This window comes from Aureimonas sp. Leaf454 (assembly GCF_001424685.1).
Classification (GTDB): Bacteria; Pseudomonadota; Alphaproteobacteria; order Rhizobiales; family Rhizobiaceae; genus Plantimonas.
Map to the genome: position 1 here is coordinate 1 of NZ_LMQT01000009.1, position 26,250 is coordinate 26,250.

Sequence of the window (26,250 nt, forward strand, 5' to 3'; positions counted from 1 at the left end):
GGAGAAAACTCGGAACTTGACCAAGGCCTGACCAGCCCAACATCGTCAAAGCCGGGTCAGTTCTTGATGGAAATCCTGGGTCAGCTCTCAGTGGAAATCAACACCTTCGCGTTGATCCGGCTCGGCGATCTCTATCGCGACGGTACCGCTCTTGCTGCGGACGGCGCAAAGGCTCTCGGCTATTATGATCAGGCCGGCGAACGGGGTGAGGCCATGGCCTTCTTGCGCATCGCCGAGATGTACCGCGATGGCACTCGGGTAAAGCGCAACACTGCCCGCTCGATCGAGAATTACGAAAAGGCCGCAGCTGCAGGCATGGTGCGGGCGCGCGTGCTGCTCGGAGAGAATTTCGCTTATGGTCGCTACGGCGGTCGTTCCAACCGGAGCCGTGGCTTTCATTTGGTCGACGAGGCCGCCAAGGGGGGCGAGACCACCGCGATCCCGTCGCTGGCCAATCTCTATCTGTCGGGCGCCGGCACCAAGCGCGATCCCGCTCGCGCTGTCGATCTCCTCCGTCAGGCGGCTAGGGATGGCAATGCCCAGGCTGCCACGACGCTCATCTCCTATTACCGCGACGGGCGGGGCTCTGCCGTTCCCCGCAGCGCAAAGCTCGCCCGCAGGGCGTTCTCGAACTATGGACATGTCATCGCCCCGGCGGAGCGCAAACGACAGGAACTCCTGCTGGATGTCAGCACCGCGGGAAGCACGACCGCCTATGCCGAGGTGGCCCGTGGGCTGGCCGGTATACCCGATGCGCAATGGGTGCAGACGATCAACGACATGCGCGCGGCCAACCCCAACGCCTATGTCTACGTGCTCCAGACGAAGCTGGCGGAGAAGGGCCTCTACAAGGGCTCGGCGAACGGCCTCTTGGGCGCGGGCACGAGCCGCGCCCTCGCATCCCTCTGCCGTCAGACCGGTGCGGCCTTGCGGTGTGCCTATGGTCCCTTAAGCAGTCAGACGACGAAATTCATCGCGCCCTTCCTGCGTTGAGCGTGGGTGCTTCGAAGTGGTGATGAAGCGGGCGTGGTCGTGGAAGATACCGCCAGGACGGCTGATCCGGGATTGTAATGAGTGCGATCCGCTCAAGCATCGACGAAATAGGCGACTCCCTCGTAGCGGAAGAGCGACAGGGTGCTTTCGATCGTCGCCTTCTCGGTGGTGCTGGTCGTGTAGAAGTGGGTTCCCGTCGTCGTCTGCAGGAAGCGATGAACGGCAAGATGCTCGCCGCCGGCGCCGGCGCCGGCATCGGCATAGGCCTTGAAGGCCGCACCCTCGTATTTCCAAGGAGATGCCTCGGCCTGCACCTTGTCGCGCTCTGCGGTGCTGGCGGTGTAGAAATGGGTGTTGGTCGAGCTGTCGAAGAAGCGGAAGACGCTCAAGGCAGCGTCCTTGGCGCCTTCGCCCGGCACCTTGAAGGCGGTTCCTTCGAAGAGCAGCTTCGACGGCGAGGCGAGGATCTGATCCCGCTCGATCGCCGAGTTCGTATAGAAATGAAGCTTGGTCTCGGTGTTGTAGAAGCGGAAGACGTCGCTTGGCGCGCTTGCCGCGACGCTTGACGTGACCGCCGGATGGGCGGCGCCGTAGATCTCCCGGACATGGGCGATGTCGTCGGCCGAAAGGGCCGCGACATTGGTCTGGTAGGCGTACATGATCGAGGAGCGTTCCTCGACATGGGCGAGGCCGATCGCGTGGCCGATCTCATGGACGGCGGTGGCGAAGAAATTGGCGGTGCCGCCACCACCCGATTGGGGTTGCCAGCGGTCGTGGAGATCGAAGCGGATCTCGGCCTCGGTGATCTCCGTGCCCACATAGCGCCAGTTGGCGGTGGCGAGCGTCGCGCCGGCCTGATCGATATAGGACCAGCCGAGCCGGATGCCGTTGGCGAGACTGTCGGCGGCTTCGACGAAATCGATGTCGGCGACGCTCTCCCAGGTGGCGAAGGCCTTGCGGACCGCGCTCTGATAGGCTGGGTCGGCGATCGAGGATGCGAAGGCGATGAGCTCGCCCGGCAGGGTCGCAAAGCTCCAAGTCACGCGCGGCGTGCCGCCGGTGCCCCAGTGGGAGCCCGTATAGGGGGATGTGGCCATCGCTTCCACCTCGTCGCCGTCGAAGCCGTTCTGCCGGACGGCCCGGACCTTTCCGAAAGACCCTACGGGATCAAAGGTTAAGGGCCGGCGACGCCAATGCCTCGACTTGATGGCGAAGGCGAGGCGTCAGCCGATCTTCGACCAGTCGACGTCGAGGCTCTGGCCGAAGGCGAAGCCGCCGCCGAAGGCCGGCTCGGCGGGCGCGGTCGCGGCGGCGACCTCGGCGCTGCGGCGGCGCTCGGCCTCGTCGCGGGCGGCGCGGGCATGGGCTTCGGCGAGCTCGCCGAGCTTCGTGAAATGGCCGGTGGAGAGCATCTGCGCATAGACGAGGGCGAGGACGCCGCTGCGGCGCAGGCGCGAAAAGGCCGCGTCGTCCAGCGCGCCGAGCTTCTCCTCGCCGATGCGGTGAAGCCCCTCGACATTGCGCGTCGCCTCGCCGTCCTTCAATGCGATCGGCCAGGGCTCGATGAGGCCCGCTTCGGCGATGAGCGCCGAGGCCGCGGAGAGCTGCGCCTCGCCCTTGGCGACTTCGAGCAGGAAGGACCAGATGCCGGCGAGCGAGGCGCCGATTTCGCCGCCGTCCGTGAAGAACGGCTCGCCGCCGCCCTCGACGAGAAGCCCGCTCGCCTCGTCGATGCAGAGAACGGCCTCCTCCGTGCCGGCGGGGCGCCCGATGCGGAACGGGTAGGAGCGCAGCGTCGCCGGCGTATAGCCGCCGAGCCAGCGCCCGTCGGGGGCGACGAAGAGATTCTGCCCGGGTTCGAGGCCGAGCACTGCCCCGAGCTTCCAGGCGCCGTTCTCGGGATAGAAGGCAAGCGGCAGGTGGAGCGCGGCCTTGGTCACCTCCGGGGCGGCGAGCGAGGCGAGCGCGACCGGGCGGGCGAAGCCGTAATGGGTGAAGCGCTGCCAGCCCATGCCCTTGTGGCGCTCGCGCGACAGGGGATGGATCGCGGTGGTGGTGCTCATCGCGGAGTGCTCGCTCTCTTCAGGACGGGCGGGAACGGAAACCTTCGATCCCGCCGCCGATCAGGATTCCCATTCGGGACCGAGGCTCCGGGCCAAGACGTCGGGTCAGAGCTCCGGGCCGGACTCTGGCCCGGATTTTAACCCCGGATTCTGGGAAGACCGGTCAGAGCCCGCCGGAACGATCGTCGGCCGACGTCATGGACTGGCGGATGGGGGCGATGTCGATAATTTCGAGGCTGCGCCCAACGGGCAGGACCAGGGTGCCGTCGTCATTGCGATCGAGTTCGCCGAGGCTCTGATGGCCGGAGGCGGGCGCCAGGGCGGCCGCGATCATCCGGTCCCGCTCGCCATCCTCCACATCGGTCTCGGCGGCCAGGGCGGAGCCTGCCGCACGCGGGCCCCGGACGAGCGGAGCGGAGGCCGGCGCGCTCACCAGAGTCGCGCCCCGCGGGGCGGGGGATGCTGCGCCCGAGGGAGCGGCGGGCGGCAGCGGCAGGGCGCCTCCGGTCCGCGCGGCCTCCGGCGCTGGCGGCAGCGGCTCCACGGCGACGAGCCCCGGCGCGCTCGCGAGAACGCCCGGCTGTGGGTTGGCATATCCGAAGAGATCCTCCGGTCCGCTCAGGGTCGAACAGCCCGAGAGGAGCGCGGTCGCGGCGAGAATGAAGGCGAGGCGTCGGATCATCGGGCTCTTTCGAAACGGCGGCGGCGCGAAGTCTAACGCGGCGCTCCCTGCGCATTCGTTACGGATGCGCCAGGGACGCCTTGGAATCAAGGGCTTCCGGTTCAGGGCTCGTGCGGGAGGCAATTTGAATAAGGGATGTTTGAATCGATTCATCCAATTCAAACAGAAGGAGTGATGCCGTCTCCGCTGCCGCAAATGCTGAATACTCTTTGCAGCATTGCCCTAAAAAACAAAATCGATGTCAGAAAGCGCAGACGCAAGTTCAGAGCATTTCTTCCTGCCCCCGCATAACCAAACAGCACTCTAGAATCCGATGAAATGCTAGAGAAATGGCAATATCTTTTGATATTTCCTTTGCGACTATCTCAAGACTCTGGTGCATGTGAGGCATTCGCAATGCCTTACAAGGTCGGACACATCAGTGTCTTCGGCCGTTGACATTCACAATCATGGCTCCCGCAATAGAAATTGCGGGAGCCATGAAGCTTTGTGACTTAAGCGGACTTGAGGAGTCTGATTAAGATATTAGATCAGCATCAGACCAGAGTGATGACACCACCGGCGATCGTGGAGGTCGACAGATCAAAGGTTCCAACGAGTTCGATCACTGTGTCCGCACCATTCTGGAACGTCGCTGCTGCAGATGTGTCTTCAACGATGTAGGTGTTGCCGCCAAATTGGAACCACTTGATGATTGTGTTAGCGGTGTTGCCATCGCCAGCAGTTGTCGCATCAAGGTAGTTCGCAAAATTGGATGCACCTCCCAAGGTGACCTTGGCTCCCATAGTGGTCTGTGCGGAAACAGCTGCAGCTGTGCCAATGACTGCAGACAGGTTGACGACGTCGCCCGCCGTCATTCCGGTCACGGAGGTGTAGTAACCCGAAGCCGTCTGGATGCCGTCGAGAATGACGGTGTCCGTACCTGTACCCACATTGACTGTATTCAGTCCAGCCGCTGCGCCGATACGGACGACGTCATTTCCAGCGCCTGCAACGATGGCGTTGCTGCCGGTGCCGACGGTAATGGTGTCCACACCCGCACCACCCGTGATGGTGTTGTTGCCGGCGCCGGTGCTTGTGAAGCTGTTGGCTCCGTCACCGAGGCTGACGACATTGTTCAGCCCGTTGGAGCCCGTGATGACGTCGGCACCGGTACCGCCCGTGTAGGTCACGAAAGTACCGGCTGTGTTGGCGGCCGAGAAGATCACGGTGTTGGTGCCCGCGGCCGAGCCCTTGATGTCCGACGAAGCGGCCAGCGCACCGGCCGTCCAGGTCAGACCGCCGAAAGCACCGGCAGCGGTCAGGCCGGAAGCATCCAGCGACGTCAGAGTGGTGTGGGTCAGGCCACCGATGAAGCTGATCCCCATATTGCCGGCAACCGTCACAGCCGAAGCAGACGTAGCGGTCAAGGGAGTCACGATCACAGCGGTCTGCGCCGTGGTGTCGGCGTCCGTCGTGGTGATGGTCAGACGCTCGACATTGGCAATGGTGAATGCGGCGCTGCTGGTGAAGCCGTCAGCTGCCGAATAAACGAGATTGACGTTGTCGGACGTGCCGACATCGGATGCCAAGGAAACGCTCGAGGCAGATGACGTCAAGGCGCGCTGGGTCAGCGTGAAGTTGGCTGCCGCATTGGTCACCGCCAAGGCGCCGACGGTGGCACCGGCGATGGACAGGCTGTTGATGCCATCGGCATTGGCCATGTTGATGGCAGCCGCAGCACCGGTGGCTGCCGAGAAACGCAGAACCTCGAGGTTGGACACCGTGCCCGCGAAGGTCGCGGAGCCCGTGGCCGTCACGGCCTGGGCCGCCGTCATCGTCAGGGTGTCGATGCCCTCGCCGCCGTCGAGGGAGCCGCCGGCTCCCAATGCGCCGGCATAGGTGATCGCATCGTTGCCTGCGCCTGTTGCGACGGCCTTCGTGCCTGTGGCCGACAGAGTGATGGTGTCGACGCCGGTACCGCCCGTGTAGGACTGGCCTGCCAGAAGCGCGCCCGTGACGGTGACAGCGCCGGTGCTCGTGCTGGTGATGGCTGCGGCGGCGTCCAAGGTGTGCGCGGCGATAACGACAGCGGAATCACCGGAAATCGCGACCTTGGTCGCCAAGCCTGCGGTCAAGGCATCGAGCTGTAGGTTCTCGTCCGCTGCGATGGTGACGGTCGTCGCCTTCGCGGCATTCAGCGTGACGTCCCAAGACGCGCCGCCGGTGGACGAGACAGCAACGGACGTGGCTTCGCCGTCCACGAAGGTGATGGTGCCGCCCGTGGCTGCGCCATCGGCCGAGTCGTCGACGCGATTCAGGATCAGATCGAGCGTGTGAGCTTTGTCCAGGTCGACATTTGTGATCGACACGCCGGCTGTGACCAGATTGGCGGCGGTGATCGACGTGACGCCGCCGCCAGAAATATCGACGCTACCCGTATTGCCGTCGATCGACACGGACTTCAGCTTGGTGCCGTCGTTCTGAGCCGTCGTGGCATTGTCATGAATTTCGATCGTCGTGCCACCGACGAAGACCGCGCTCGTGTAAGCGTTCGCGACGGCGGTCGCGCCCACTTGAATAGAGCCGGCCCCCGTCGTCACAGAAAGGGATTCGCCGCCGCCGACGATGTCGACATCGCTGGCGCCCGTCGCGGACAGCGTAATATCCGTTGTCGCGGCGGTTGTCAGAGTAACTTGACCTGCCGTAGCACCCGTCACATTCAGCGCGGTGAGACCGGTGTAGCCGGTGGTGTTGATGGCGTAGCCCGCACCACTCGTGTTGACGTTCAGAGTTTCCAGCCCTGTCACGCTTAGGCCATTGGGAGCGGTGGTTTTATCCGTCAGCACCGTCATGGTGTCGACGCCTGCACCCGCACCGATGACATCGAAGGCACTGAAGGAATTGAGAATTCCACCGTTGATGGTGTCGTTGCCCGAAGTGCCCTTTATCGCGTCCGCACCGATCGTGAGCGCGAAGGTCGAACCCGTCGACGGTGTGCCGCCGCTCGTGCCGCCATTGATGAACGGGCCGGTGATCGGCGTCACGACGCCGCCGGCGCCCGTGACGAAGCCGGTGCGGCCCTCGAACTGGCCGAAGAGGACATAGTGCTGGTAGGCCGTCATCTGGCCTGCCGTGACCGCGGCTCCGACGTCCGTGTAGAGATCGGTATAGGCCTTGGCGTTGAAATCGTTGGCGATGTTGTCGTTGTTGACGTCGACCGTGCCGTCGATGTTGGAATTGGGCAGGCGGCCTTCTTTGGCGCCGTTGGCCAGGAAGTGGTCGAGCGGGTTGATGCGGGCATTGCGAACATCCGCATAGCGCAGGAGATATTCCGTCGTGTTGAAATACTGGTTGGGGTTGCGCTGCTCCTGCCAGCCGAAGCGGTTGAAGTGCTCCAGGGCCGTGATCTGGCCGCGTAGAACGGCGCTGAGGACGTCCGGATAGGTCGTGAGGTAGAAGGTTTCGTTGAACGCGAGGTTCGACATCGGGAAATCTCCATGGGCTTCAACCAAGGACGGCACCCGCCGTCCTCGTTGGCTTCGCGAATTCTCGGCCGCCATGTCACGGTTTCGCGCAGCCGCGCCGCCAAACCGTCACAAGGGGGTCGCCTGTCCCGCGCGGGTCATGCCCGGCGAAAGGTCTTTGGCCCGGTATCGTCCATCATGAACAGACGATTCCCAGGGACCGAAGAAATGTCTCCGACGGAACCAGACTTCGATCGTCAGACATGCTTCTCGATGAAGCTGCAAACCTTCAATGATCTCTTGATATTTGCTCGATGATTCCCCGATCAGACTGCCGATCGGCAGTCCGCAGCCGTAAAGCAATCGCTATACCATTGTGCAGGGGTGTCCTATGGCGCTGCGTCCGGCTTTATATGCGGAGCGTCCGACGCAGGGTTCGCGCCATCTTCGCCGGAGGGCTGTTGTCGAAGTGCGACATTGGAAGGCCGAAGCGGGCCCCGGGGCCTTCTCTCCAAGGTGGGGGCCTTCTCTCCAGGGTGGAATGGGCCGGTGGCCTCAGCTCAGTGCCTGGACCCAATCGGCGAAGGGAGAGCCGGGCGCGGGCGTCGAAGCCGGCGCCGCCATGAGCCGGCGCCGGAACTGGCCCGGCGGCAGGCCGAACGTCTCGCGGAAGGCGCGGATGGCGTGGCTCTCGTCGCGCAGGCCCGCCATGTGCGAGATCTCCGCGATCGTCCGGTGGGCCTGGTCCTCGTGCCGCAGCAACCGGCGGAACAGGAGGAGACGCCGCTGCTGGAGATAGCGGGCGACTCCGCCCTGCGGCTTGAACAGCTCGTAGAGCCGGCTGCGCGAGACTCCCGCCTGCTGGGCGATCAGCTCCGGCGTCAGGTCCGGCAGGGCGAGCCCCGCCTCGATCACCAGCTGCGCGCGCAGGAGCGCGTCGTTCGACGCCTGGGCGGCGAAGGGCTCGGCATCGAGGGCGAGCGCCAGCAGCTCGCGGAAGATGCGCACCTGCCGCTCGCCCTGCGCCGCGCCGATCGCCCCGGCATGCTGGACCATGCTCCCCATCGTATCGCCGAGCAGCGCCGCCGAGCCCGAGGAGAGAACCAGCCCATGCAGGCCATGTCCCAGCGGACGCGCCGCCTCCACCAGCTCGCGGGCGACGGAAAAGGTGAGGATATGGGCGCCTCTCGCCTCGATGCGCTGGGGATGGCGCGTGTCGAAGAGCACGATCTCGCCCGGGCGCACGGTTCCGGAACCGAACGGCGTGCGGAACGCCAACTCGCCTTCGCGATTGGCGAGGATCGTGAAATGTTCGAACCCGTCGCGATGCACGCGCTCGGACGTCCGCTCATGCGCGACATCGTTCAGGTGCCGCTCGAGCATCGCGACCTGCGGAAGCGCGTGCCCCTGGAACCGGGCGCGAAACGCCGGTCCGATCGTCTCCACGTCGCACCCGGCGGAATGGAGGTCCCGATAGGATCCGAACGCTTCGCCCGCGTGCAGCTTCAGGCTGTCGAAGCTGAAGTGAGCCGATTCCATATCGTCGTCTGCCGTATGATGTCACCAATCGCCTGCCGTAGAGGCATCCAAAGGTTGTATTTCATAGAGCAGTTTCTGTATGCGACGGGTTTGTACTTATGAGCTGGACGCTCATGCTGCAGTCGTGGATTCCTATCTCTTGACTATCGAGAATATAGAAATAAAACGATAATATAGATGAGGATTAACTCTATTCTTATAGTGGATGCCCGCGGCATGACGATGCCCCCGCCATATCGAGGCGGACCGCGAAACAGGCGGGCGGACGAGGGTCCGTCGAGCGGTCACGGGGATCGAGAGCGCCGCGGACGGACTCCCGCCATCTCCAGGAAAGAACCGGCGGCCCGACGCTCTCCGATCAGGCGACCTGGAGGCTCTTCAGCACGGGCAGGATCTTCTCGGCGAAGCTCTCCGCGCGCTGGTTCAGCTCCGCGAGGTTTTCCTCGGGCGTGGCGAGGGGCTTGCCGTCCTTGACGATGGCCTGGTTCTGGGCACGCAGCACGTCCCAGGCGAAGGCGGCCCAGTCCTTCGGACCTTTCCGGTCGGCGGAAAGGGCGAGAAGGAAGAGTTGGGAAAAGCGGTCCACCGCGATGCCGCCGCCGGTGACGGGCGAGGCGAGGAAACCGAGATCGGCCCCGTCCTCGGCCCGCGCGCAGACCGCCGCGTTGAAGGCGCGCGTCGCCTTGGCGCGCTTGGCCTCGTCCTTGGGGGGAAGGCAGGGCTGGAGATGGCCAGCGCCGACGAGAACGGTCAGCGCCTGCGTCAGCTTCGCCCAACCGAGCGCATCCACGGCCTTGTCCGAAACGAGCGCGCGCAGTGTCTTCGGCCCGCTCGCGAAACCGTCGAGGATCGGCCCGTAGACGTCGGCCTGGAGGCTCGCCTCGCCGAGCGCGCCCTTGACGGTGAGGGGCACGTCGCCGCGCGGCACGGACAGGGCGAAGCGCTGGTCCAGCCACGCTTCGCGAAGCTGGCGCTGGGGCAGCGCCAGCGGTCCCTTGACGAAGACGTCCCTCCGGAACTGCTGGTTGATCATGTAGTCCTTGACCGTCTCGCGCTGCGAGGCATCGCCGATCTCGGACAGGATCGCGCCCTGCGCCGGCGTGAGGTTCACCGCGTCGACGCTTTCGAGCAGCGCGGCCGAGCCGAGGAAGCCGAGCTTGGCGCTGGAGAGATCGGCTGCGACGTCGGCGTGGTAAAAGGGGGTCCAGTCGCGGTTGAAATATTCGTGCGCGAGATAGTTGCGGTTCTGGCCCTTGATGCGGTCGAACCGCTCGGACTGCCCGGGATTGGCCCGGAAATAGGCGGCGCCTGCTTCCTTCAGCCGATCCACGAAGCCGAGCGCGCCCTCGATCCGGGCGCCGAGCGGCCCGCTGGCGACGCTCGCCCGGTCGACGAAGAGCCGGCGCAGCGGCATGCCCGCGGACCATCCGGGCAAAGCGTTGTAGGAGATGTAGACGAGCCCGCCGACCTTCAGCTTCCGAGCGATGAAGTCGACGATGGCGGCACGGTTCTCCGCGCTGATCCAGGAATAGATGCCGTGGAGCGCGATGACGTCGAAGCTCTCGGGCAGTGCCGGCTCATCGGCGAACGCCGCGAAGGGCGTGTCGAAGAACTGGATGTTGGAGAGCCCCGCCTCGGCCGCGAGCGCCCGAGCGCCTGCGATCTGGGACGGGTTGAAGTCGGTGGCGAAGAACTGCCCCTGCGGGTTGGCCGCGGCGAGGAGATTCATGGAAAAGCCCTGTCCGCAACCGAGCTCGCAGAACCGGAAGGGAGCCTTGCCGTCGAACGGGGCCATGGACGCGCCGAGCGCCACGAAGGACAAGAGCTGCGGCGTCAACTCGCGATAGAAGCCATGGGTGTAGCCGATGTCGGCGACATAGCCCGCCGTCCAGTTCTCGTTCGCGACCATGGGACTCCCGTTTCGTCGAAGAGCGCGGCCATCGCCGGATCGACGGCTCGATATGTCTTGCGACCTATCAACTGGGCGTGGGAGCGGCAATGGCAAAGGAAAGCCGCACGGCGTCCGTCAGGGACACCCTGCCTGTCCCGGATCGCCCGCCCTTGCGCTTTCAGGTCGTCGCGGACGCTGCGCTGTGATGCGTCACGACGAGGGGATCGATGAGAACGCCGACGAGCCGCACCAGGCCCGTGTCGGCATCGCCGAGCAGGAGGTCGTTGCCGTCCTGCGAAGCCTTGGACGAAAGGCGGTCGCCCGCACCCTCCCCGAAGGACAGGATATCCTCGCCGAATACGAAGCCTTCGATCGTGAGTTTCGAGCCGAGCGTATAGTGGATCGTATCGATCCGTCCCGCGACGAGCTTGCCGAGATGACCGTCGGCATCGACATGGAGGTCCGCGGATGCCGCCACGCTCGCCGGCGCGACGGGCTTCGGAATCGAGTCGAGATCCTTGGCCGCGTCTTTCACGGGGTCCTTGGCCGCGCCGATTTCCAGCGAGATCCCGATGCCGGGCTTGTCCGGAAGGCCTGCCTTCTCCCCCGTTCCGATCTTCGTGTCGCCCAGGTCGGTGGAGGCCGCCACGGTGGTCTTGCCAGCGGTTCCGACGGTGCTGTCCGTGACGTCGATCTTCGTGACGTCGGTTTTGGTGGCGTCGGTCTTGGTGCTGGGGGTGATAGAGGTCTTCGCCGCGGCATCGGCTACGGCCGCGCCGAGCTTCAGGGTCGTGTCGATCGCGAGCGTGCTCTTCTTGACGAGTTGGGAGACCACCCAGCCGAGATCGATGCCGTCGGCCGCCGTTTCCTTGGCGGACGTCGCAACCGTCGGCGCCATTGTGGCCGAGGCGGGGGATGCGGGCGTTGTGGAGATCGGTGCCGTCGTCGAAGCCGGAGCCGAGGCCGTCGCGGAACTCGTCGGCGCAGGCGCCGTCGCGGAAGCGCTCTGCGCGGCGGTGTCGGTGCCGTGGGATGCGACCGCGGCGGACGAGGCGGATGCGACTTCGCCGCTGGAGCTCGCGGGCGCGGCGGGCGAAGACATGGGAGCCGACGTCGCGGGTGCCGGCAGGCTCTTGTCCGGCAGGACGGCGGACCTGTGCAGTTCGGTCGTCGCGAAGACCATCACCTCCGGCGTGACCTCGGCCGCGGCCTTCACGCTGAACGCATGCGCAAGTTCCTCGCCCGTGAGGCTCGGAGCGTCGATGCGCGCGGTCAGTGCGGGATCGCTTCCGCCGACATCGGACGTGCCGGTCGCGAGCGCGAAATCCGAGGCATCACCGCCCGCGGAGGCCTGCGTCTCCCGGATCTGCGGAGCCTCGCCCGAAACGAAGGCGGTGAAGAGGGCGGAAACCTCGCTGCCGAAGCCGGTGCCGCCTTGTCCCCCGGCCTCTTCGTTGGCGAAGACGCGCAGGAGCTCTGCGGCAAACATGCCCGCCGTCAGGGCGAAGCTTGCCCCGCTGCCCGGCAGGTCCACCACATAGCCGCCATGTCCGCTGCCGGCGGACGCAACGGATGCGTTCAGCTGAACCGCAGTGCTGGGAGCGCCGGAGGCTTGCGAGACAGGACCTTCCTTGCCGAGCCGACGATGAGCCGTGCCGTCGCCCTCGCCCTGCGCGGCCTCGCTCGGCTCGCCCGCCGGCTCCGGTGCCCCAGGTCCATGAGGCCCGGCGCCGTCCATGCCGTGGATCGACGCGTCGTGCCCGATGCCATGCGCATGCACCGGTGCGTCGCCGCCCTCGGCGGCCTCCGCCCGGCCATGCTGGATCAGGTCCACCAGCATGATCGCCGCCGCCACGAAAGCGGTCAGGAAGGCGCTGGGGTGAAGGACGACGTTCGACGAGCGATGAAGCCGGTTGCCGAGCGCCAGCGGGGCATCTTCCAGCATCCGGTCCGAGACGTCTCGAAAGCTCTTGCCGACATAGGCATGGCCGGTGACGCAGTTGATGACGTGGATCTCGTCATCGATGCGGGCGATGTGAACGACGACATTGTCCGTTCCAGCCTGCTGGTAGACGAACCAGGGATCGCCCTCGTCCGTGACGCCACCTTCGACCTCGACATCGAGACCCGCGGCGCAGAGACGGTCGCGCACCCGGTAGAGCTCGGCGAGATCCTGGTTCTGCCAGGGCATCTTCGAGGGCAGGGGTATCGATTGGGAATTGCGACGACCGAACGAGAGGATTGCTGCTGTCACGATACCGACCCGCTTTTGCCACCCGCCTCGTCATAACCCACGACTGCGCAAGCGCAGAAGGCGTCCCGAGCCGAGCATATCAATGGCTGTGCCTCGCGCGATGCGCAAGGGAACGAACGGTTATGTCTTCGACGGATCGCCGAAGAGGATTTCATAGGTCGTGGGCTCGTAATAGGCCATGATCCGGCGCACGAAGTCCCGCGCGTCCATGTCCAGTGCGCTGGCCCAGATGCTGTAGCGCTCCGAAGGGATGCGGCCGCGACCGGCCTCGATCTGGGAGACGAACGTGTAGTACCCGACCTCGACGCGCTCGGCGAGTTCGCGCTGCGACAGACCCGCGGCTTCGCGACGCTGCCGAAGCCATGCGCCGCCTTCCTTGCGCAGGCGCAGGCGCACCATATCGTCAGCCAGGACTGTCTGCGTCGCCATTACTCGACCCTTTGCCCGCTCATTCCGTGAGCCGGCGGCGATGTGAAACCGAACCTTCGGCACCACACCATCGCCAGACCGCAATGTACGGGAAAGCCGATCTATTTTCCAGAGATCACAAGCGGTTCCCGCTGGGTGCGTCGAAAAAAGTACAGCAAGCACTTTATCTCAAACGTGCTCAGTTGCGCGGAACTCGCTTATCCAGATGGAGAGCAAGGCTTTTCAGCGTCTGGACCGCCGCCTCGCGTCCGAGAGTCATGTCGAGAAGGTCGGCATAGGCCGTCGATGCCGCGCTGATCACTTCGGTGAAGGGCGCCTTGGCGCGGGCCTCCTCGACAGCCTTCTGCAGGGCGGGAACGAAGACGTTCTTCGTCAGGTCCATCACCCGTTCCGTGTTCTCCGGCGGCAGCTTGAATTCGGTCGTGTTGCTCATCGTCGTCTCCATGGTCGCCAAGCCTGGTTACTGCTCGTTCATGCCCCGCATGATCTGGTCGGTGAGCGGCTTGGTCAGGTAGTTCATCAAGGTGCGTTCCTGCGTCTGGATCAGCACCTCAGCCGGCATGCCCGCCTGGAGCGGACGCCCCTGAAGCTTGGCCATTTCCTCGGGCGGCGTCTCGACCTGGACACGGAAATACGGCGCGCGGTTGTTCTGCTCGATCCGGTCGCCCGAACGCGAGATCACCTTGCCCATCACGACCGGCGTCGTGCGCAGGTCGAGCGCGGAAAAGCGCACCTCCGCCGGCTGGCCGAGCGTGACGCTGTCGATGTCGAGCGGCGAGACCTGCGCCTCGACCAGGAAATCGCCGTCCTTCGGCGCGATCTCCATCAGGATCTCGCCCGGCGCGATGACGCCGCCGATGGTGCTGACGACGAGGTTCTGCACGGTCCCGCTCTGCGGCGCGAGGATGTCGAGCCGCTTGGAGATGTCGTCGGCGACGAGAAGCTGCTGGCGCAGATCGGCCGCGCGCGACTCCGCGTTGCGCAGCTGGGCCACGACGTCCTCGCGGAACTGCTGGCGCGTCTGAATGATCTGCATCTCCGCTTCGGAGATCTGCTGCTGCGAGCGCCCGATCTGCGCGCTGATCTCGCCGATCTCGCCGCCGAGCTGCGCGGAGCCGCGCTGGAGCTCGAGGACGCGCGACTTGTTCGTCAGGCCCTTGCGAAGCAGGCTTTCCAGCGAGTCGAGCTCCTCTCGGATCAACGTGACCTGCTGTTCCTTCGATCTCTTCTGCGCGCCCAATCCGTCGATCGTCTGCTTGAGCTGGGTGATCTTCTGGTTGAGAAGATCGACCGTGCCGACCAGCGTCTTCTGCCGCTCGTCGAATTCCTGGCGCTGACCGGCCAGGATCTCCTCGACCTTGGTATCCGTTGCGCGATCGAGAAGTTCGGGCGGAAACTCGACCGCCTCGGCGCCGCTCTGCTCGCCGCTGAGGCGGGCTTCGAGCGCGAGCTGGGTGTCGAGCTGGGTGCGCAGCCGATTGACGGTGGCGCGCGCCTGCGTCTCGTCGAGCGTGATGAGCACGTCGCCGACCTGCACCTCCTGACCCTCCCGGACGTGAAGCTTGGCGATGATGCCGCCCTCCAGATGCTGGATGGCCCGGCGCTTGCCCGCGAAGATCACCGTGCCGGGGGCGGCGACCGCGCTCGCCAGCGGCGCGGTCGCCGCCCAGACGCCGGCGCCGAAGAAGGTGACGAGGACGATGACGAGGCCCGTCACGATCGAGCCGCGTGCCGACACCGGCGCGCGGGTGACGTCGGGCTCCTGGAGTTCGCGGATCTCGTCCAGCTGCGCCTTGCTCTTCAGCGCGTTGGGCATGAGCTTGGCGATCTGCGTCCGGGGCGCAGGGGTGCCGATGGCTTCATCGCTCATAATGTCTGCCTTTCCTTCGTCGCGCCGTGCAGAGGGGCCCGGGATGACGATCCGGAACGAACCGGACCGGTCGCGTGCCGCGTCAGCTGCTCGCCCGCGACATGTGCGTGACCTGGCCCATGGGCTGCGGCGCGGGCACGGCGGTCGCCGGCGTCGCGGTCGCGCGGGGATTGAGGCGCTCCATCACCTCGCGGGTCGGGCCGTACATCGTCAGCGTTCCGCCCGTGAAGACGGCGAGCTTGTCGACCTCATTGAGGAGGGACGCGCGGTGGCTGATGACGAGAATGGTGCGTCCCTCGCTCTTGGCCGTCCTGAGAGCCTGGGCGAGGGCGGCCTCGCCATGGCTGTCCAGGCTGGAATTGGGCTCGTCGAGGATGATGATCTTCGGGTCGCCGTAGAGCGCGCGCGCCAGCCCGATCCGCTGGCGCTGGCCGCCGGACAGGGAGCGGCCACCCTCGCCGATCTTGGTGTTGAAGCCTTCCGGCAATTGCAGGATCATCTCGTGGACGCCCGCCTTCTGCGCGGCCTTCACGACCTCGTCGGGGTCGACCGTCGCAAAGCGCGAGATGTTCTCCGCGATCGTGCCGGAGAAGAGCTCCACGTCCTGCGGCAGGTATCCCATATGCGGGCCGAGCAGCTCGGAATGCCAGTTGTCGATATCGGCGCCGTCGAGGCGAACATGCCCCGACAGGGGGGGCCACACGCCGGTCAGGGCCCGGGCGAAGGTCGATTTGCCGGCGCCGGAGGGACCGATGACGCCGATCACCTCGCCCGGCTGGATCTGCATGTTGACGCTCTTCAGCGTGGCGACGCGCGAGCCGGGAGGGGCGACGATCAGCTGTTCGAGGCTGATTGCGCCCGTCGGCGCGGGAAGCGGCATGCGCTCGGGCTCGGACGCGTTGTCCTGGAAGAGCTTGGACAACCGGTCATAGGCGCCCCGGGTCGCGACGAAGCCCTTCCACTGGGCGACGGCGCCTTCGACCGGTGCCAGCGCGCGGCCCATCATGATCGAGGAGGCGATCATGGCACCGCCGGTGACCTCCGATTCCAGAACGAGATAGGCGCCGACGCCGAGGATCGCGATCTGCAGCACCGTGCGCACGAACTTCGAGACGGCGAGGATCGATCCCGCGCGGTCGCTGGCCTTGGCCTGGAGACCGAGCGCCCGGTCGTGGAGCTGCTCCCAGCGATGGCTGATGGAGCCCATCATGCCGAGCGCATGGATGATCTCGGCATTGCGCAGCGTCGTCGAGACATATTGGTTCGCGCCGATCGAGGCCGCGGAAGCGTCCTTCAGGTGCCGGCGCGTCATCAGCTCGTTGGCGAGCGCGAGGGCGAAGATCGTGATCGCGCCGATCGTCGCCACGACCCCGATCCAGAAATGGATCATGTAGCAGACGGTCAGGAAGATCGGCATCCAGGGCGCGTCGCAGAAGGTGATGATGCCGCCGCCGGTCAGGAACTCGCGCACCGTATCGAGATCCCGGATCGGCTGCGAATAGCCGCCGCCGGGCGAGCGCAGATGGCCGCGGAACGAGGTCTTGAAGACCGTCTGGCCGATGAACTTGTCGAAACGTGCGCCGGTTCTGACGAGGATGCGCGAGCGGATGGATTCCAGGGCCGCGTAGACGACCAGGAGAGCCACGGCCAGGATCGTCACCATGACGAGCGTGACTTCGTTCCGGCTGGCGAGGACCCGGTCGTAGACCTGGATCATGTAGAGGGGGCTGACGAACAGCAGGAGGTTGATGAAGAAGCTGAAAAGAACGACGAAAAGAAAATTGCTTTTGCAGACGGCGAAGGCTCTTCGCAGCATCGGCTGCTTCAGCGTATCGGATGCCATAATGGATTCCCTGCCCCGATTGAAACGGAAGGCTTTTGCTTCGAGACGTGTGGAACGCTATCGGGCGAGAAGCTGCGGTGCCGACGGCATGTCCACAGGTTTCAGAGGTCTGAGCTGCCGTTCACGCCGTGTGAATCCCAAAGGGATCATGATCTCATCGCTTTCCTCTTTCGCGTTTCGCACCCGATGGGTCTGCAACGCGAACGACGTTGGTTAAGGCGCTTACCACAAGAAGGCCTCCGTCAGGAAGTGAGCCGCCGGGGATACCCGGGCCGGTCTCGGCTCCGATCAGGCCGACGACGCATGGCAGCCAAGGGATTTCCGACGTCGTCGCCGTGCCTGCCCCTTAAATTCTGTCTTAAAAAAGACGATGGCCTCCTTTCCAGGAAACATTTCCGGTCGCCTACCAAGAGGAACCGGGCAGAACCTCAAGTCTCGGCACCGCACGGTGCTTCGACATCTACCGCGCCGACCCTCGAACGGTGCTCGATGGTGGCTCGGTCTTCATCCCGCGGATGATTGATGTTAAGCGACCGCGCGCCCTCGACGGCCTCGACCGCCATCCTGCGATCGAGGCCGGCGCTTTCCGGCGGGCCAGGAGCCGCCGGATCCTGTCTGGAGTCATCGACGCATGTTCCAATTCATCGCGTCCGCTTGGATCAATCGGGCGCTGATCCTGCGCTTGGCCAGGCGGGAAGTGGAAGCGCGCTACAAGGGCTCGATGCTCGGCCTTTTCTGGGCGGCGCTCCTGCCGCTGATCATGATCGGCATCTACTCCTTCGTCTTCAGCTCGGTGATGAAGAGCCGCTGGGTGATGGCGCCGACGCAGACGGAGATGCCCTACAATTTCGCGATGCTCCTCTTCGCCGGCTTCATCCTGTTCACGCTGTTCTCGGAAACGGTGAGCCGGGCGCCAGGCCTCATGCTGGAGAACCCGGCCTACATCAAGAAGATCCTGTTCCCCCTGGACACCCTACCCTGGATCGCGGCGATCGGCGCCTTGATCAGCGCCGGCATCTCGTTCTGCGTCTTCATGGTTCTTTATCTCGCCCTCTACGGGTTCCCCCCCGCGACGATCCTGCTGCTGCCCCTGATCGTCGTGCCGATCTTCTTCCTGACGCTCGGCACGACCTACATCCTCGCCGCGCTCGGCGTCTTCCTGCGCGATCTCCGGCAGCTGACCCCGCTCGTCACGACGGCCATGCTCTTCCTGTCGCCGGTGCTCTATCCGCTCGAGGCGGTGCCGGAGGCCTACCGCAGCCTCATCAATCTCAATCCGATGACCATCGGCGTGGTGCAGGCCCGGCAGGTAATCTTCTGGGGCGAAGTCCCGAATTTGGGCATTCTCGCCGTCTACACCCTGTGCACCTTCGCCCTCGCCTCGATCGGCTGCATGTTCTTCAACCGCGTGAAGAAGGCTTTCGCCGATGTCGTCTGATCTCACGATCGAAACCGCCGGCCTCGGCAAGGCCTATCTCATCTACGACAGGCCCGAGGACCGCCTGAAGCAGATGATCTGGCGCAAGCGCAAAAAGTTCTTCCAGGAATATTGGGCTTTCCAGAACATCGACCTCTCGATCGCCCGCAAGGAAGCCGTCGGCATCATCGGCCGAAACGGATCGGGCAAGTCGACGCTCCTGCAGGTGCTGGCGGGAACGCTGCATCCCTCGACTGGCACGGTGAACGTCCGGGGCCGGATCGCGCCGCTGCTGGAGCTCGGCGCGGGCTTCAATCCCGAATTCACCGGGCGCGAGAACGTCCGCCTCGCCGCCTCGCTCCTCGGGCTTCAGAAGCACGAGATCGAGGAGCGCTTCGAGGACATCCTCGCCTTCGCCGGCATCGGCGACTTCGTCGACCAGCCGGTCAAGACCTATTCCTCCGGCATGTATGCGCGCCTCGCCTTCGCGGTCTGCGCCCATGTCGACGCCGACATCCTGATCGTCGACGAGATCCTGTCGGTCGGCGACGCCGCCTTCCATCAGAAATGCATGCGCTTCGTCCACCAGTTCAAGGAGAAGGGCACCCTCCTCTTCGTCTCGCACGACACGGCCGCGGTGAACGCCATCTGCGACCGCGCCGTCTGGATGGACAAGGGACAGATGCGCGCCGACGGTTCGACCGAGGAGGTCGGCTTCGCCTATCAGGCGGCCCTGCGCGAGGAGCTCGACGGCGGCGGCTTCCAGATCACGGGGCGGCGGCGCCAGGAAAAGCGCCAGATCGAAAGCGTCCGGGATTTCCGGCACGAGATCATCGCACAGTCCGACAAGCGCAACACGCTCGAGGTCTTCGCCTTCGACAAGGATGCCCCGGCTTACGGCGTGCGCGGCGGCGAAGTGGTGGATGTCAACTTCCGCGGTGGTGACGGCGAGAAGCTCCCGGTCATGGAAGGCGGGGAGCACGTGACGCTGGAGGTGCGCTGCCGCGCGTCGTCCACCCTCACCTCGCCGATCATCGGCTTCTTCGTCCGCGACCGCCTGGGACAGAACCTCTTCGGCGACAACACCTATCTGACCTATGCCGACCGGCCTCTCGTCATGCAGCCCGGCACCGAGTTCACCGGCCTCTTCAAGTTCCGCATGCCCTATCTCCCCGCGGGCGACTTCTCGGTCACGGTGGCGCTGGCGGAGGGCAGCCAGAGCGAGCACGTCCAGCATCACTGGGTCGACGAGGCGCTCATCTTCCATTGTTCGGGCAGCCATCTCGCCGGCGGCCTGATCGGCCTTCCCATGGAAGACATCCGGATCGCATGAGCATCCAGCGTCCCGGCGGATGGCCGCCCGGCTTCGGGCCGTCGGCCACGGCCCGGTCTCGACAGGGCACTATGCGCCTTTTATCAACCCCACGAACCCGAGGGGAACCGCTCCGCCCATGACGACCGACCATTCTTCGCCAGACATGAGCCTGGCATCATCCCTCGGTGCGATCGACGTGGATCCCCTGTTCTGGGTCCCGACGCGGCTCGGGCAGATGAGCGCCTGGTGGGGCCATGTGCCCTTCGCGCACTGGCTGGTCGCGACGACGAAGCCCGACATGATCGTCGAGCTCGGCACCCACAACGGCGTGTCCTACTCGGCCTTCTGCGAGGCGGCGCAGCGCACCGGCGCGGCGAGCCGCGCCTATGCCGTCGACACCTGGCAGGGCGACGAGCATGCCGGCCTCTACGACGACAGCGTCTTCCAGAACTTCAGCGCCTTCAACAAGACACACTATGCGAGCTTTTCCGAGCTGATGCGCATGACGTTCGACGAGGCCGCCCTGTATTTCGCGGACGGCTCGATCGACCTCCTCCACATCGACGGGCTCCACACCTACGAGGCGGTCCGGCACGATTTCGAGACTTGGCGTCCCAAGATGTCGACGCGGGGCGTCGTGCTCTTTCACGATGTCGGCGTCCGCGAGCGGGATTTCGGCGTCTGGAAGCTCTGGGAAGAGCTGCAGGAAACTTATCCGGGCTTCGAATTCACCCATTCCTCCGGTCTCGGCGTGCTCGCTTTGGGCACCGAGGCGCCGAAGGCCGTCCTTGATCTCTGCGCCTTGAAGGATCCGGCCGTCAGCGCCCTGCGCGAGCGGATCGCGCAGATCGGCGCGCGCTGGATCGTCGCCGAACGGGAACGCGATCTCGGACAACACGCGCAGAACCTCGTGGCGCAGATCGAACCCCTGCAGGCCCATATCGCCCATCTCGAGGCGTCGGGAGCCGATATGGGGCAGCACATCCGCAATCTCGAAGCGCAGGCCGCCGACTTCGTGGCGGACCAAGGCCGGTTTCTCGAACGGATCAAGGCGCAGGAGACGCAGGAAGCCGATCTTCGAGACCAGAATACAGAGCTTTCGGACGAACTGGACTCCGAGCGCCTGAAGGCGGAGAAGGCCGCCGAGACGGCCCGGCTGGAGGTCGCGGCGCTCCACACGCGGATCGACGGTCTCCACGCCCATATCGAGGGTCAGCGCGTGCACATCGAGGCCATCCGCACCTCGGCGTCCTGGCGCCTGACGGCGCCTTATCGCGTGGTGCGGCGCTTCCTGGCGCGAAAGCATCCCTTCCGGCGCTCCGGGGCGCTCAACGGCCTGATCTCGAAGAGCACACGGGGCGCCCGGCACATCGCCGCTCGCGTTCCCCCTTCGTGGCGCAACACGGCGCCCTATCGCGTGGCGCGATCGGCCTTCGGCCGGATCGAGGAGCGCGACCATCGCCTCGCAACGGAACGGCTCGTCTATCCGACGGAAGGGCTGCGCAGCGATCGCGAGACCGTGCTCGTCATCATCCACGAGGCGACCCGCACCGGCGGCTCGATCCTCGGCTACAACATCGTCCTCGAACTCGCGCGCAGCAAGAACGTCGTGGTCCTTCTGAGACGCGACGGGGAGATCCGTCCCGCGATCGAAGCCGTGGCCAGCGCCCTCGTCGTCCTCCCCGACAGCTTCGTCTACAGCGCCGACAATCTCCGGGAACTGGCGCAGAGATGCGGCACGATCTACGCGCCCCTCTACGTCGTCGCCAACACGTCCGAAGCCCGCTATTTCGTTCCGGCCCTCGAGGAAAACGGCATTCCCGTCGTATCCCTGCTGCATGAGTTCTCGTCCAACGTCATGCCGGTCGGAACGCTCTATCCGCTATTTGCCGAGACCGCTCGGATCGTCTTCTCCGCTCCGATCGTCGCCGCCTCCTACGAACAGGACTACCGCATCCTCGAGGCCCGGGCTTACCGGATCCTTCCGCAAGGCGTCTGCCAACTGCCGGAAGCGGCTCCAGGCGATGCCACGATCGCCAGCGACGCGACACAAAAGCTTCGAACCATTCCGGACGACGCCTTTCTGGTGGTCGGGATCGGCACCATCAACATCCGCAAGGGTGTCGAGTTCTTCATCGCAGCCGCGGCGCGCATCCACGCCGAGAAGCCCTCGCGCCGGGTCGTCTTCGCCTGGGTCGGCAAGCATTACACCTTCGACGCGGTCTACCACGCCTATTGCAAGGAGCAGGTCGAGCGTTCGAACCTCGGCGACGACTTCGTGTTTCTCGGTGAGACCACCGATCTGGAAAGCGTCTACCAACGGGCGGATGCCTGTTTCCTGTCGTCGCGCCTTGATCCCTTGCCCAACATCACGATCGACGCGGCAGCGCATGGCATTCCCGTGATCTGCTTCGACCAGGCCAGCGGCATGGCCGAACTCCTGTCGGCTTCGGAGGAAACGCGGGATCTCGTTGTTCCGCATCTCGATGCCGCCGCCGCCGCCGCGATCATCCTCGACCTCAGCCGCGATCCGGCCCGCCATGCGGCGCTCTCGCAAGCGATGCGAGCTCTTGCCGAACGAAATTTCGACATGACCGCCTATGTGGCGGAGATCGACGCACTCGGACATCAGGCCGCCCGCGAGCAAGCGCAGATCGAGAGCCAGCGGGAAGGTCTCGCCACGCCCGAAACCTTCAACGCCAAGCTCTATCTCGGTTTCGACAGCCACCTGTCGCGCGAGGAGGCCATCGAGAGATACCTGTCGACTTCCAACCGCGCCGCGCCGCGGGCCCGCACCGGCGCCGGTCTCCTCGTCCGGCGTCCGCTGGAGGGTTTCCATCCCCTGGTCTACGCGGAAGCCTGCGAGGCCTTCGACGAGAGCACCGGCGAGGACCCGCTCGTGCATTTCCTGCGCACGGGAAAGCCTGAGGGACGCTGGTCGCATCCCGTGATCACGCCCCGCTCGGCGGCACCCAGGCGGGCTTCGGATCTGCGCGTCGCCGTCCACGCGCATTTCCACTACACGGACCTCCTCGAGCCTTTCCTCGAGCGGCTCAAGTACAACCGGACGCCCGTCGATCTCTTCCTCACCGCGACCAACGAAGCTGGCGCGGACGAATTGCGGACCATCCTGCGCAAGACGCGCCAGACGGCCCGGATCGACTGCTTTCCCAATCGCGGCCGCGATTTCGGCCCGATGCTGACGGGCCTCGGTCTCGAAGCCTTCGAGGGCTACGACATCGTCGGGCACTTCCACGGCAAGCGAAGCCCGCATGTGAACGCGGCCGTCGGCGAGGGATGGCGGGAGTTCCTTTGGAACCATCTCGTCGGAGGCGAACACCCGATGATGGACCACGTCCTCGCCGCCTTCTCGCGCGACGAGCGCCTCGGCCTCGTCTTCGCGGAGGATCCCCATCTGAACGGCTGGGACACCAACCGCCGGTTCGCTGAGGATCTCGCCCGGCGAATGAACATCGACGCGGCCTTTCCCCATCATTTCGATTTTCCGATCGGCACGATGTTCTGGGCGCGCGTCGACGCACTGAAGCCCATGCTGGCGATCGATCTCGACTGGGACGACTATCCCGCCGAGCCCCTGCCGATTGACGGAACGATGCTTCACGCACTGGAGCGGCTGATCCCCTTTGCGGTGGCCCATCAGGGCTTTCACTACGCCACGACCTATGTCGAGAATTCCGTTCGATGACGTCCCACGTCGTCTTCGGCGGTCGCGGCTTCATCGGCCGCCACCTGGTGCGCCGGCTCATCGAAGACGGCGACGACGTCGTCAGCGTGGACCGCCATCCCTTCGCCTTCGAGGAAGTCGCCGTCGAAAGCCGTATCCTCGACCTCTCGACGGCCTCGCCCGATGCCTTCGACCGGGCGATCGGCGCCGCCGACATCGTCCATCACCTCGCCTGGACCACGATTCCGGCCCGGGCCAATGCCGATCCGCTGGCGGATGCCACGGAGAACCTGCACGGCACGATCAACATCCTGGAGGCCCTGCGGCGGCGGGGCGGCGGGCGGCTGATCTTCGCCTCCTCGGGCGGTACGGTCTACGGCAAGCCCGGCCTCGTTCCGATCCCGGAAAGCCATGCCCTCAATCCGCTGACCGCCTATGGCGTGTCCAAGGTCGCGGCGGAGAAGTACTGCCAACTCTACCGGAGCCTCCACGGCCTCGACACGCGCGTCCTGCGGATCTCCAATCCCTACGGCGCGGGACAGAACCCCCTCCGCCAGCAAGGCGCCATCACCACCTTCGCCTACAAGGCGATCGCCGGGGAACCGATCACCATCTGGGGTGATGGCCTGAACGCGCGGGACTTCATCTACATTTCCGATCTCGTGGAGGCTTTCCTGCGCTGCAGCGGCACCGAGATCGCCGAGGACGACGCGTTTCCCCTCTTCAACATCGGAAGCGGCGAGGGCTCGACCCTCAAGGACATCATCGCGGTCATCGAGAGGACGACCCAGCGGACGCTCCCGGTGAGTTGGGAAGCTGCGCGAGGCTTCGATGTCCGCTCCAACATCCTCGACATCGCAGCCGCGGCCCAGCGGCTTTCCTGGCGCCCCCGGATCGCTCTCGATGCCGGCATCGCCCAAGTGATGGCCGACCTGCGGGAACGGCCCGGCCGCGCCTTTTCCTCCGACCTCTGAGGGCCCAAACCGAAACTCGGACGGGCCGGGCTCTACTTGTAGAGGCCGAGAAAGAGGTCTCCCATGGCACGGCGCATGAGATAGGTGATCCGCCGCCGGCGCAGATGCTCGGGCCGATCGTGGATGAGATGGCAACGCTGGCAGAGCGCGGCGAGATTGCCGGCGGAATTGTCCGAAACGTCGTGATTGAGATGGGCACAAGCGATGGCGACCTTCGTCCAACCCTGCCCGAAGCCGTCCGGCAGACGGTCGGGCGGCGGCAGGTTGGTCGACAGGCGGCGCCCTCGTCCATCGCGCCAGCGCGCCTTTTCCCCGTCGTACCAGCGCCCGTCGGTCAGGGTACAGACACGCTGACCGTGTGGTCGCCCGCAATGCTCGCATCTTCCGCCGGCGCGGCGAAAGCGGATGGATCGGGAAAGCTCGGCCCAGTCGAGCGGGTAGAAACCGCGCAGCTCAGGCTTGATCGGCATGCCTCGACGCCTCTCTCGTCCCGGTGGAGCGCCGTTCCCGTCGAGATAGCCAAGCGTCGGAACCGGAAAAACGCATGAGATCCTTCGAACCCTCATCGGACAACAGACCAGGCCATCGCCTCATCGGCTTCTTATACTACAACGCGATGCCGGCAAGAACAGAATAGACGAGGAACACGGCGACAAAACCGAATGCCAGACTGGATTTGACGGGGCTCGAAGCTCTGTCCGACCTCTTCTTGAGTTGCCGATACAAATAATTGTCGAGCATTCCGAACGGAATGGAACTCGCGAAGGAAACGACGACGACCAACCAGAAGAGAAACCGAGGATCCTGGCCGTCGGATTGGACATAGACCATCCGGATGATCGGAACATGGATGAGGTAGAGCGCATAGGTATAGCTTCCGCCGCGGTCCCCGATGCGATCGAGGATGCGTTGGCCGGGCAGGTTTCCGTCGTATTGCCAGGAAGCCAGGCTGAGAACGATCAAGCCTGCGCCGATGCCGATGCCCCAGCGCACGGGCACGGTGCCGAAATGGGCGCCGATGTAGAACGTGTTGAGGCCGATGAGGATCGCGATCACGGGATGGGGAACGTGCGTCTTCAGAACGAGGGGAAGCAACATTCCCGCGGCAAAGGCGACGTTCAACGACACGAACGGCAGACCGAAGGGATGGAAGAGATTGATGCTGGGATCGTCGGGGCGATAAACGTTGTGAAGGTTCATGACGAGGAGCCACGCGATCAGGACCGTGATCGCTGATCCCTGCTTCTTGAAGAGAATCAACAAGCCGACGAAAACGTAGAACATCATCTCGAAAACGAGAGTCCATTCGACTCCGAGCGCGTAGGACGCCGGACCGGACGGCATCAGGGTCCAGGAGCGCCAGTCCCAGATCGGCGACAAGCCGGCGATGGTGCCGAGACCGAGAAAGAGGATCGTCGCCAGAAAAAACGTCGGATAGATCCGGATGATCCGATGCAGGATGAAATCCTGGAAGCTCGTGGTCGTCATGATGCGGGACATCAGATAACCCGACAGGGCGAAGAACAGACCGACGCCGACGGCACCGAACCAGCCGGGGACGAGCTCGGTTCCCCAAGTGCTCCCCTTCATGATCTGGAGATAGACGGCGGCATGGTAGAGAACGACCATGGCGGCCGCGACAAGTCTCAGCCATTGCAGGCTGACCGCCCGATCGCGAGGTAAAGGGGCAGAACGCAAAACCGCGGCCTCATCCATGTTGCGCTTTCGCCCAACCGATGGTCCGAGGCATCCAGATCGGAGCGCCTGGACATGGCGCATCTATTGGCCGCGTGTCCGTCGACACCAGCCTGCCCTACATCGAACTTTTCCAATCCCCAAGTAGAAAAGC

The 26,250-nt window shown here is 64.9% G+C and carries 18 protein-coding genes; 5 read left to right on the plus strand and 13 right to left on the minus strand.

Annotated elements, in window-relative coordinates; translation table 11 throughout:
• The coding region (locus ASG43_RS08130) for a tetratricopeptide repeat protein (RefSeq protein ID WP_210168271.1) at positions 1–993 on the plus strand (993 nt) is incomplete at its 5' end.
• 92 nt (positions 994–1,085) lie between these two features.
• Here the strand turns inward: ASG43_RS08130 and ASG43_RS08135 are convergent.
• From ASG43_RS08135 to ASG43_RS08185, 11 genes are all read right to left on the minus strand, one after another.
• Complete coding sequence (locus ASG43_RS08135) at positions 1,086–2,090, minus strand: matrixin family metalloprotease (RefSeq protein ID WP_056502930.1); 1,005 nt, start codon at positions 2,088–2,090, stop codon at positions 1,086–1,088.
• Between the two features lie 126 nt (positions 2,091–2,216).
• A complete protein-coding gene (locus tag ASG43_RS08140; RefSeq protein WP_056502932.1) occupies positions 2,217–3,056 on the minus strand; it encodes a SapC family protein in 840 nt (279 codons plus the stop codon).
• Between the two features lie 163 nt (positions 3,057–3,219).
• Entirely contained in the window at positions 3,220–3,738 is a 519-nt protein-coding gene (locus tag ASG43_RS08145) for a hypothetical protein (RefSeq protein WP_056502935.1), read from the minus strand.
• A 536-nt stretch (positions 3,739–4,274) separates the two neighbouring features.
• Complete coding sequence (locus tag ASG43_RS08150; RefSeq protein ID WP_056502939.1) at positions 4,275–7,205, minus strand: hypothetical protein; 2,931 nt, start codon at positions 7,203–7,205, stop codon at positions 4,275–4,277.
• A 534-nt stretch (positions 7,206–7,739) separates the two neighbouring features.
• Positions 7,740–8,723 carry a helix-turn-helix domain-containing protein gene (locus ASG43_RS08155; protein ID WP_056502941.1) on the minus strand — a complete coding sequence of 328 codons (984 nt, stop codon included), beginning with the start codon at positions 8,721–8,723 and terminating at the stop codon, positions 7,740–7,742.
• 358 nt (positions 8,724–9,081) lie between these two features.
• Positions 9,082–10,632 (minus strand): methyltransferase regulatory domain-containing protein, encoded by a 1,551-nt coding sequence (locus ASG43_RS08160; RefSeq protein ID WP_056502944.1) that lies wholly within the window; start codon positions 10,630–10,632, stop codon positions 9,082–9,084.
• A gap of 160 nt (positions 10,633–10,792) precedes the next feature.
• Positions 10,793–12,868 carry a hypothetical protein gene (locus tag ASG43_RS08165; RefSeq protein ID WP_156386587.1) on the minus strand — a complete coding sequence of 692 codons (2,076 nt, stop codon included), beginning with the start codon at positions 12,866–12,868 and terminating at the stop codon, positions 10,793–10,795.
• Positions 12,869–12,988: 120 nt separating this feature from the next.
• On the minus strand, positions 12,989–13,297 hold the full coding sequence (locus ASG43_RS08170; protein WP_056502950.1) for a helix-turn-helix transcriptional regulator: 309 nt from the start codon (positions 13,295–13,297) through the stop codon (positions 12,989–12,991).
• A 178-nt stretch (positions 13,298–13,475) separates the two neighbouring features.
• On the minus strand, positions 13,476–13,730 hold the full coding sequence (locus ASG43_RS08175) for a hypothetical protein (RefSeq protein WP_156386588.1): 255 nt from the start codon (positions 13,728–13,730) through the stop codon (positions 13,476–13,478).
• Between the two features lie 27 nt (positions 13,731–13,757).
• Positions 13,758–15,167 (minus strand): HlyD family type I secretion periplasmic adaptor subunit, encoded by a 1,410-nt coding sequence (locus ASG43_RS08180; RefSeq protein ID WP_056502955.1) that lies wholly within the window; start codon positions 15,165–15,167, stop codon positions 13,758–13,760.
• Positions 15,168–15,249: 82 nt separating this feature from the next.
• Positions 15,250–17,010 carry a type I secretion system permease/ATPase gene (locus tag ASG43_RS08185; RefSeq protein WP_244488028.1) on the minus strand — a complete coding sequence of 587 codons (1,761 nt, stop codon included), beginning with the start codon at positions 17,008–17,010 and terminating at the stop codon, positions 15,250–15,252.
• Between the two features lie 631 nt (positions 17,011–17,641).
• On the opposite strand from ASG43_RS08185, the gene ASG43_RS08190 reads away from it, so the two are divergent.
• The 4 genes from ASG43_RS08190 (at position 17,642) to ASG43_RS08205 (ending at position 24,401) form a co-directional block, all read left to right on the plus strand.
• A complete protein-coding gene (locus ASG43_RS08190; protein WP_056502960.1) occupies positions 17,642–18,448 on the plus strand; it encodes an ABC transporter permease in 807 nt (268 codons plus the stop codon).
• Complete coding sequence (locus tag ASG43_RS08195; RefSeq protein WP_056502962.1) at positions 18,438–19,760, plus strand: ABC transporter ATP-binding protein; 1,323 nt, start codon at positions 18,438–18,440, stop codon at positions 19,758–19,760. Before ASG43_RS08190 ends, ASG43_RS08195 begins: the two co-directional genes overlap by 11 nt.
• 145 nt (positions 19,761–19,905) lie before the next feature.
• Positions 19,906–23,448 (plus strand): rhamnan synthesis F family protein, encoded by a 3,543-nt coding sequence (locus ASG43_RS08200; RefSeq protein ID WP_156386589.1) that lies wholly within the window; start codon positions 19,906–19,908, stop codon positions 23,446–23,448.
• Positions 23,445–24,401, plus strand: a complete 957-nt coding sequence (locus ASG43_RS08205; RefSeq protein WP_056502968.1) for an NAD-dependent epimerase/dehydratase family protein — start codon at positions 23,445–23,447, stop codon at positions 24,399–24,401. The genes ASG43_RS08200 and ASG43_RS08205 overlap by 4 nt, the downstream gene beginning before the upstream one ends.
• Positions 24,402–24,433: 32 nt before the next feature.
• On the opposite strand, the gene ASG43_RS08210 is transcribed toward ASG43_RS08205, so the two are convergent.
• Together ASG43_RS08210 and ASG43_RS08215 are read right to left on the minus strand one after the other, a co-directional pair.
• Complete coding sequence (locus tag ASG43_RS08210) at positions 24,434–24,871, minus strand: hypothetical protein (RefSeq protein ID WP_056502971.1); 438 nt, start codon at positions 24,869–24,871, stop codon at positions 24,434–24,436.
• A 136-nt stretch (positions 24,872–25,007) separates the two neighbouring features.
• Positions 25,008–26,180, minus strand: coding sequence for an acyltransferase (locus ASG43_RS08215; protein ID WP_082490752.1), 1,173 nt, complete (start codon positions 26,178–26,180; stop codon positions 25,008–25,010).
• Positions 26,181–26,250: the final 70 nt, after the last annotated feature.

Coding starts and splice junctions, on each gene's coding strand:
- ASG43_RS08160 (WP_056502944.1), bottom strand. CDS start 10,632: ATGGTCGCGAACGAGAACTGGACGGCGGGCTATGTCGCCGACATCGGC.
- ASG43_RS08155 (WP_056502941.1), bottom strand. CDS start 8,723: ATGGAATCGGCTCACTTCAGCTTCGACAGCCTGAAGCTGCACGCGGGC.
- ASG43_RS08205 (WP_056502968.1), top strand. CDS start 23,445: ATGACGTCCCACGTCGTCTTCGGCGGTCGCGGCTTCATCGGCCGCCAC.
- ASG43_RS08145 (WP_056502935.1), bottom strand. CDS start 3,738: ATGATCCGACGCCTCGCCTTCATTCTCGCCGCGACCGCGCTCCTCTCG.
- ASG43_RS08210 (WP_056502971.1), bottom strand. CDS start 24,871: ATGCCGATCAAGCCTGAGCTGCGCGGTTTCTACCCGCTCGACTGGGCC.
- ASG43_RS08190 (WP_056502960.1), top strand. CDS start 17,642: ATGTTCCAATTCATCGCGTCCGCTTGGATCAATCGGGCGCTGATCCTG.
- ASG43_RS08150 (WP_056502939.1), bottom strand. CDS start 7,205: ATGTCGAACCTCGCGTTCAACGAAACCTTCTACCTCACGACCTATCCG.
- ASG43_RS08175 (WP_156386588.1), bottom strand. CDS start 13,730: ATGAGCAACACGACCGAATTCAAGCTGCCGCCGGAGAACACGGAACGG.
- ASG43_RS08215 (WP_082490752.1), bottom strand. CDS start 26,180: ATGCGCCATGTCCAGGCGCTCCGATCTGGATGCCTCGGACCATCGGTT.
- ASG43_RS08170 (WP_056502950.1), bottom strand. CDS start 13,297: ATGGCGACGCAGACAGTCCTGGCTGACGATATGGTGCGCCTGCGCCTG.
- ASG43_RS08185 (WP_244488028.1), bottom strand. CDS start 17,010: ATGGCATCCGATACGCTGAAGCAGCCGATGCTGCGAAGAGCCTTCGCC.
- ASG43_RS08140 (WP_056502932.1), bottom strand. CDS start 3,056: ATGAGCACCACCACCGCGATCCATCCCCTGTCGCGCGAGCGCCACAAG.
- ASG43_RS08200 (WP_156386589.1), top strand. CDS start 19,906: ATGAGCCTGGCATCATCCCTCGGTGCGATCGACGTGGATCCCCTGTTC.
- ASG43_RS08180 (WP_056502955.1), bottom strand. CDS start 15,167: ATGAGCGATGAAGCCATCGGCACCCCTGCGCCCCGGACGCAGATCGCC.
- ASG43_RS08195 (WP_056502962.1), top strand. CDS start 18,438: ATGTCGTCTGATCTCACGATCGAAACCGCCGGCCTCGGCAAGGCCTAT.
- ASG43_RS08135 (WP_056502930.1), bottom strand. CDS start 2,090: ATGGCCACATCCCCCTATACGGGCTCCCACTGGGGCACCGGCGGCACG.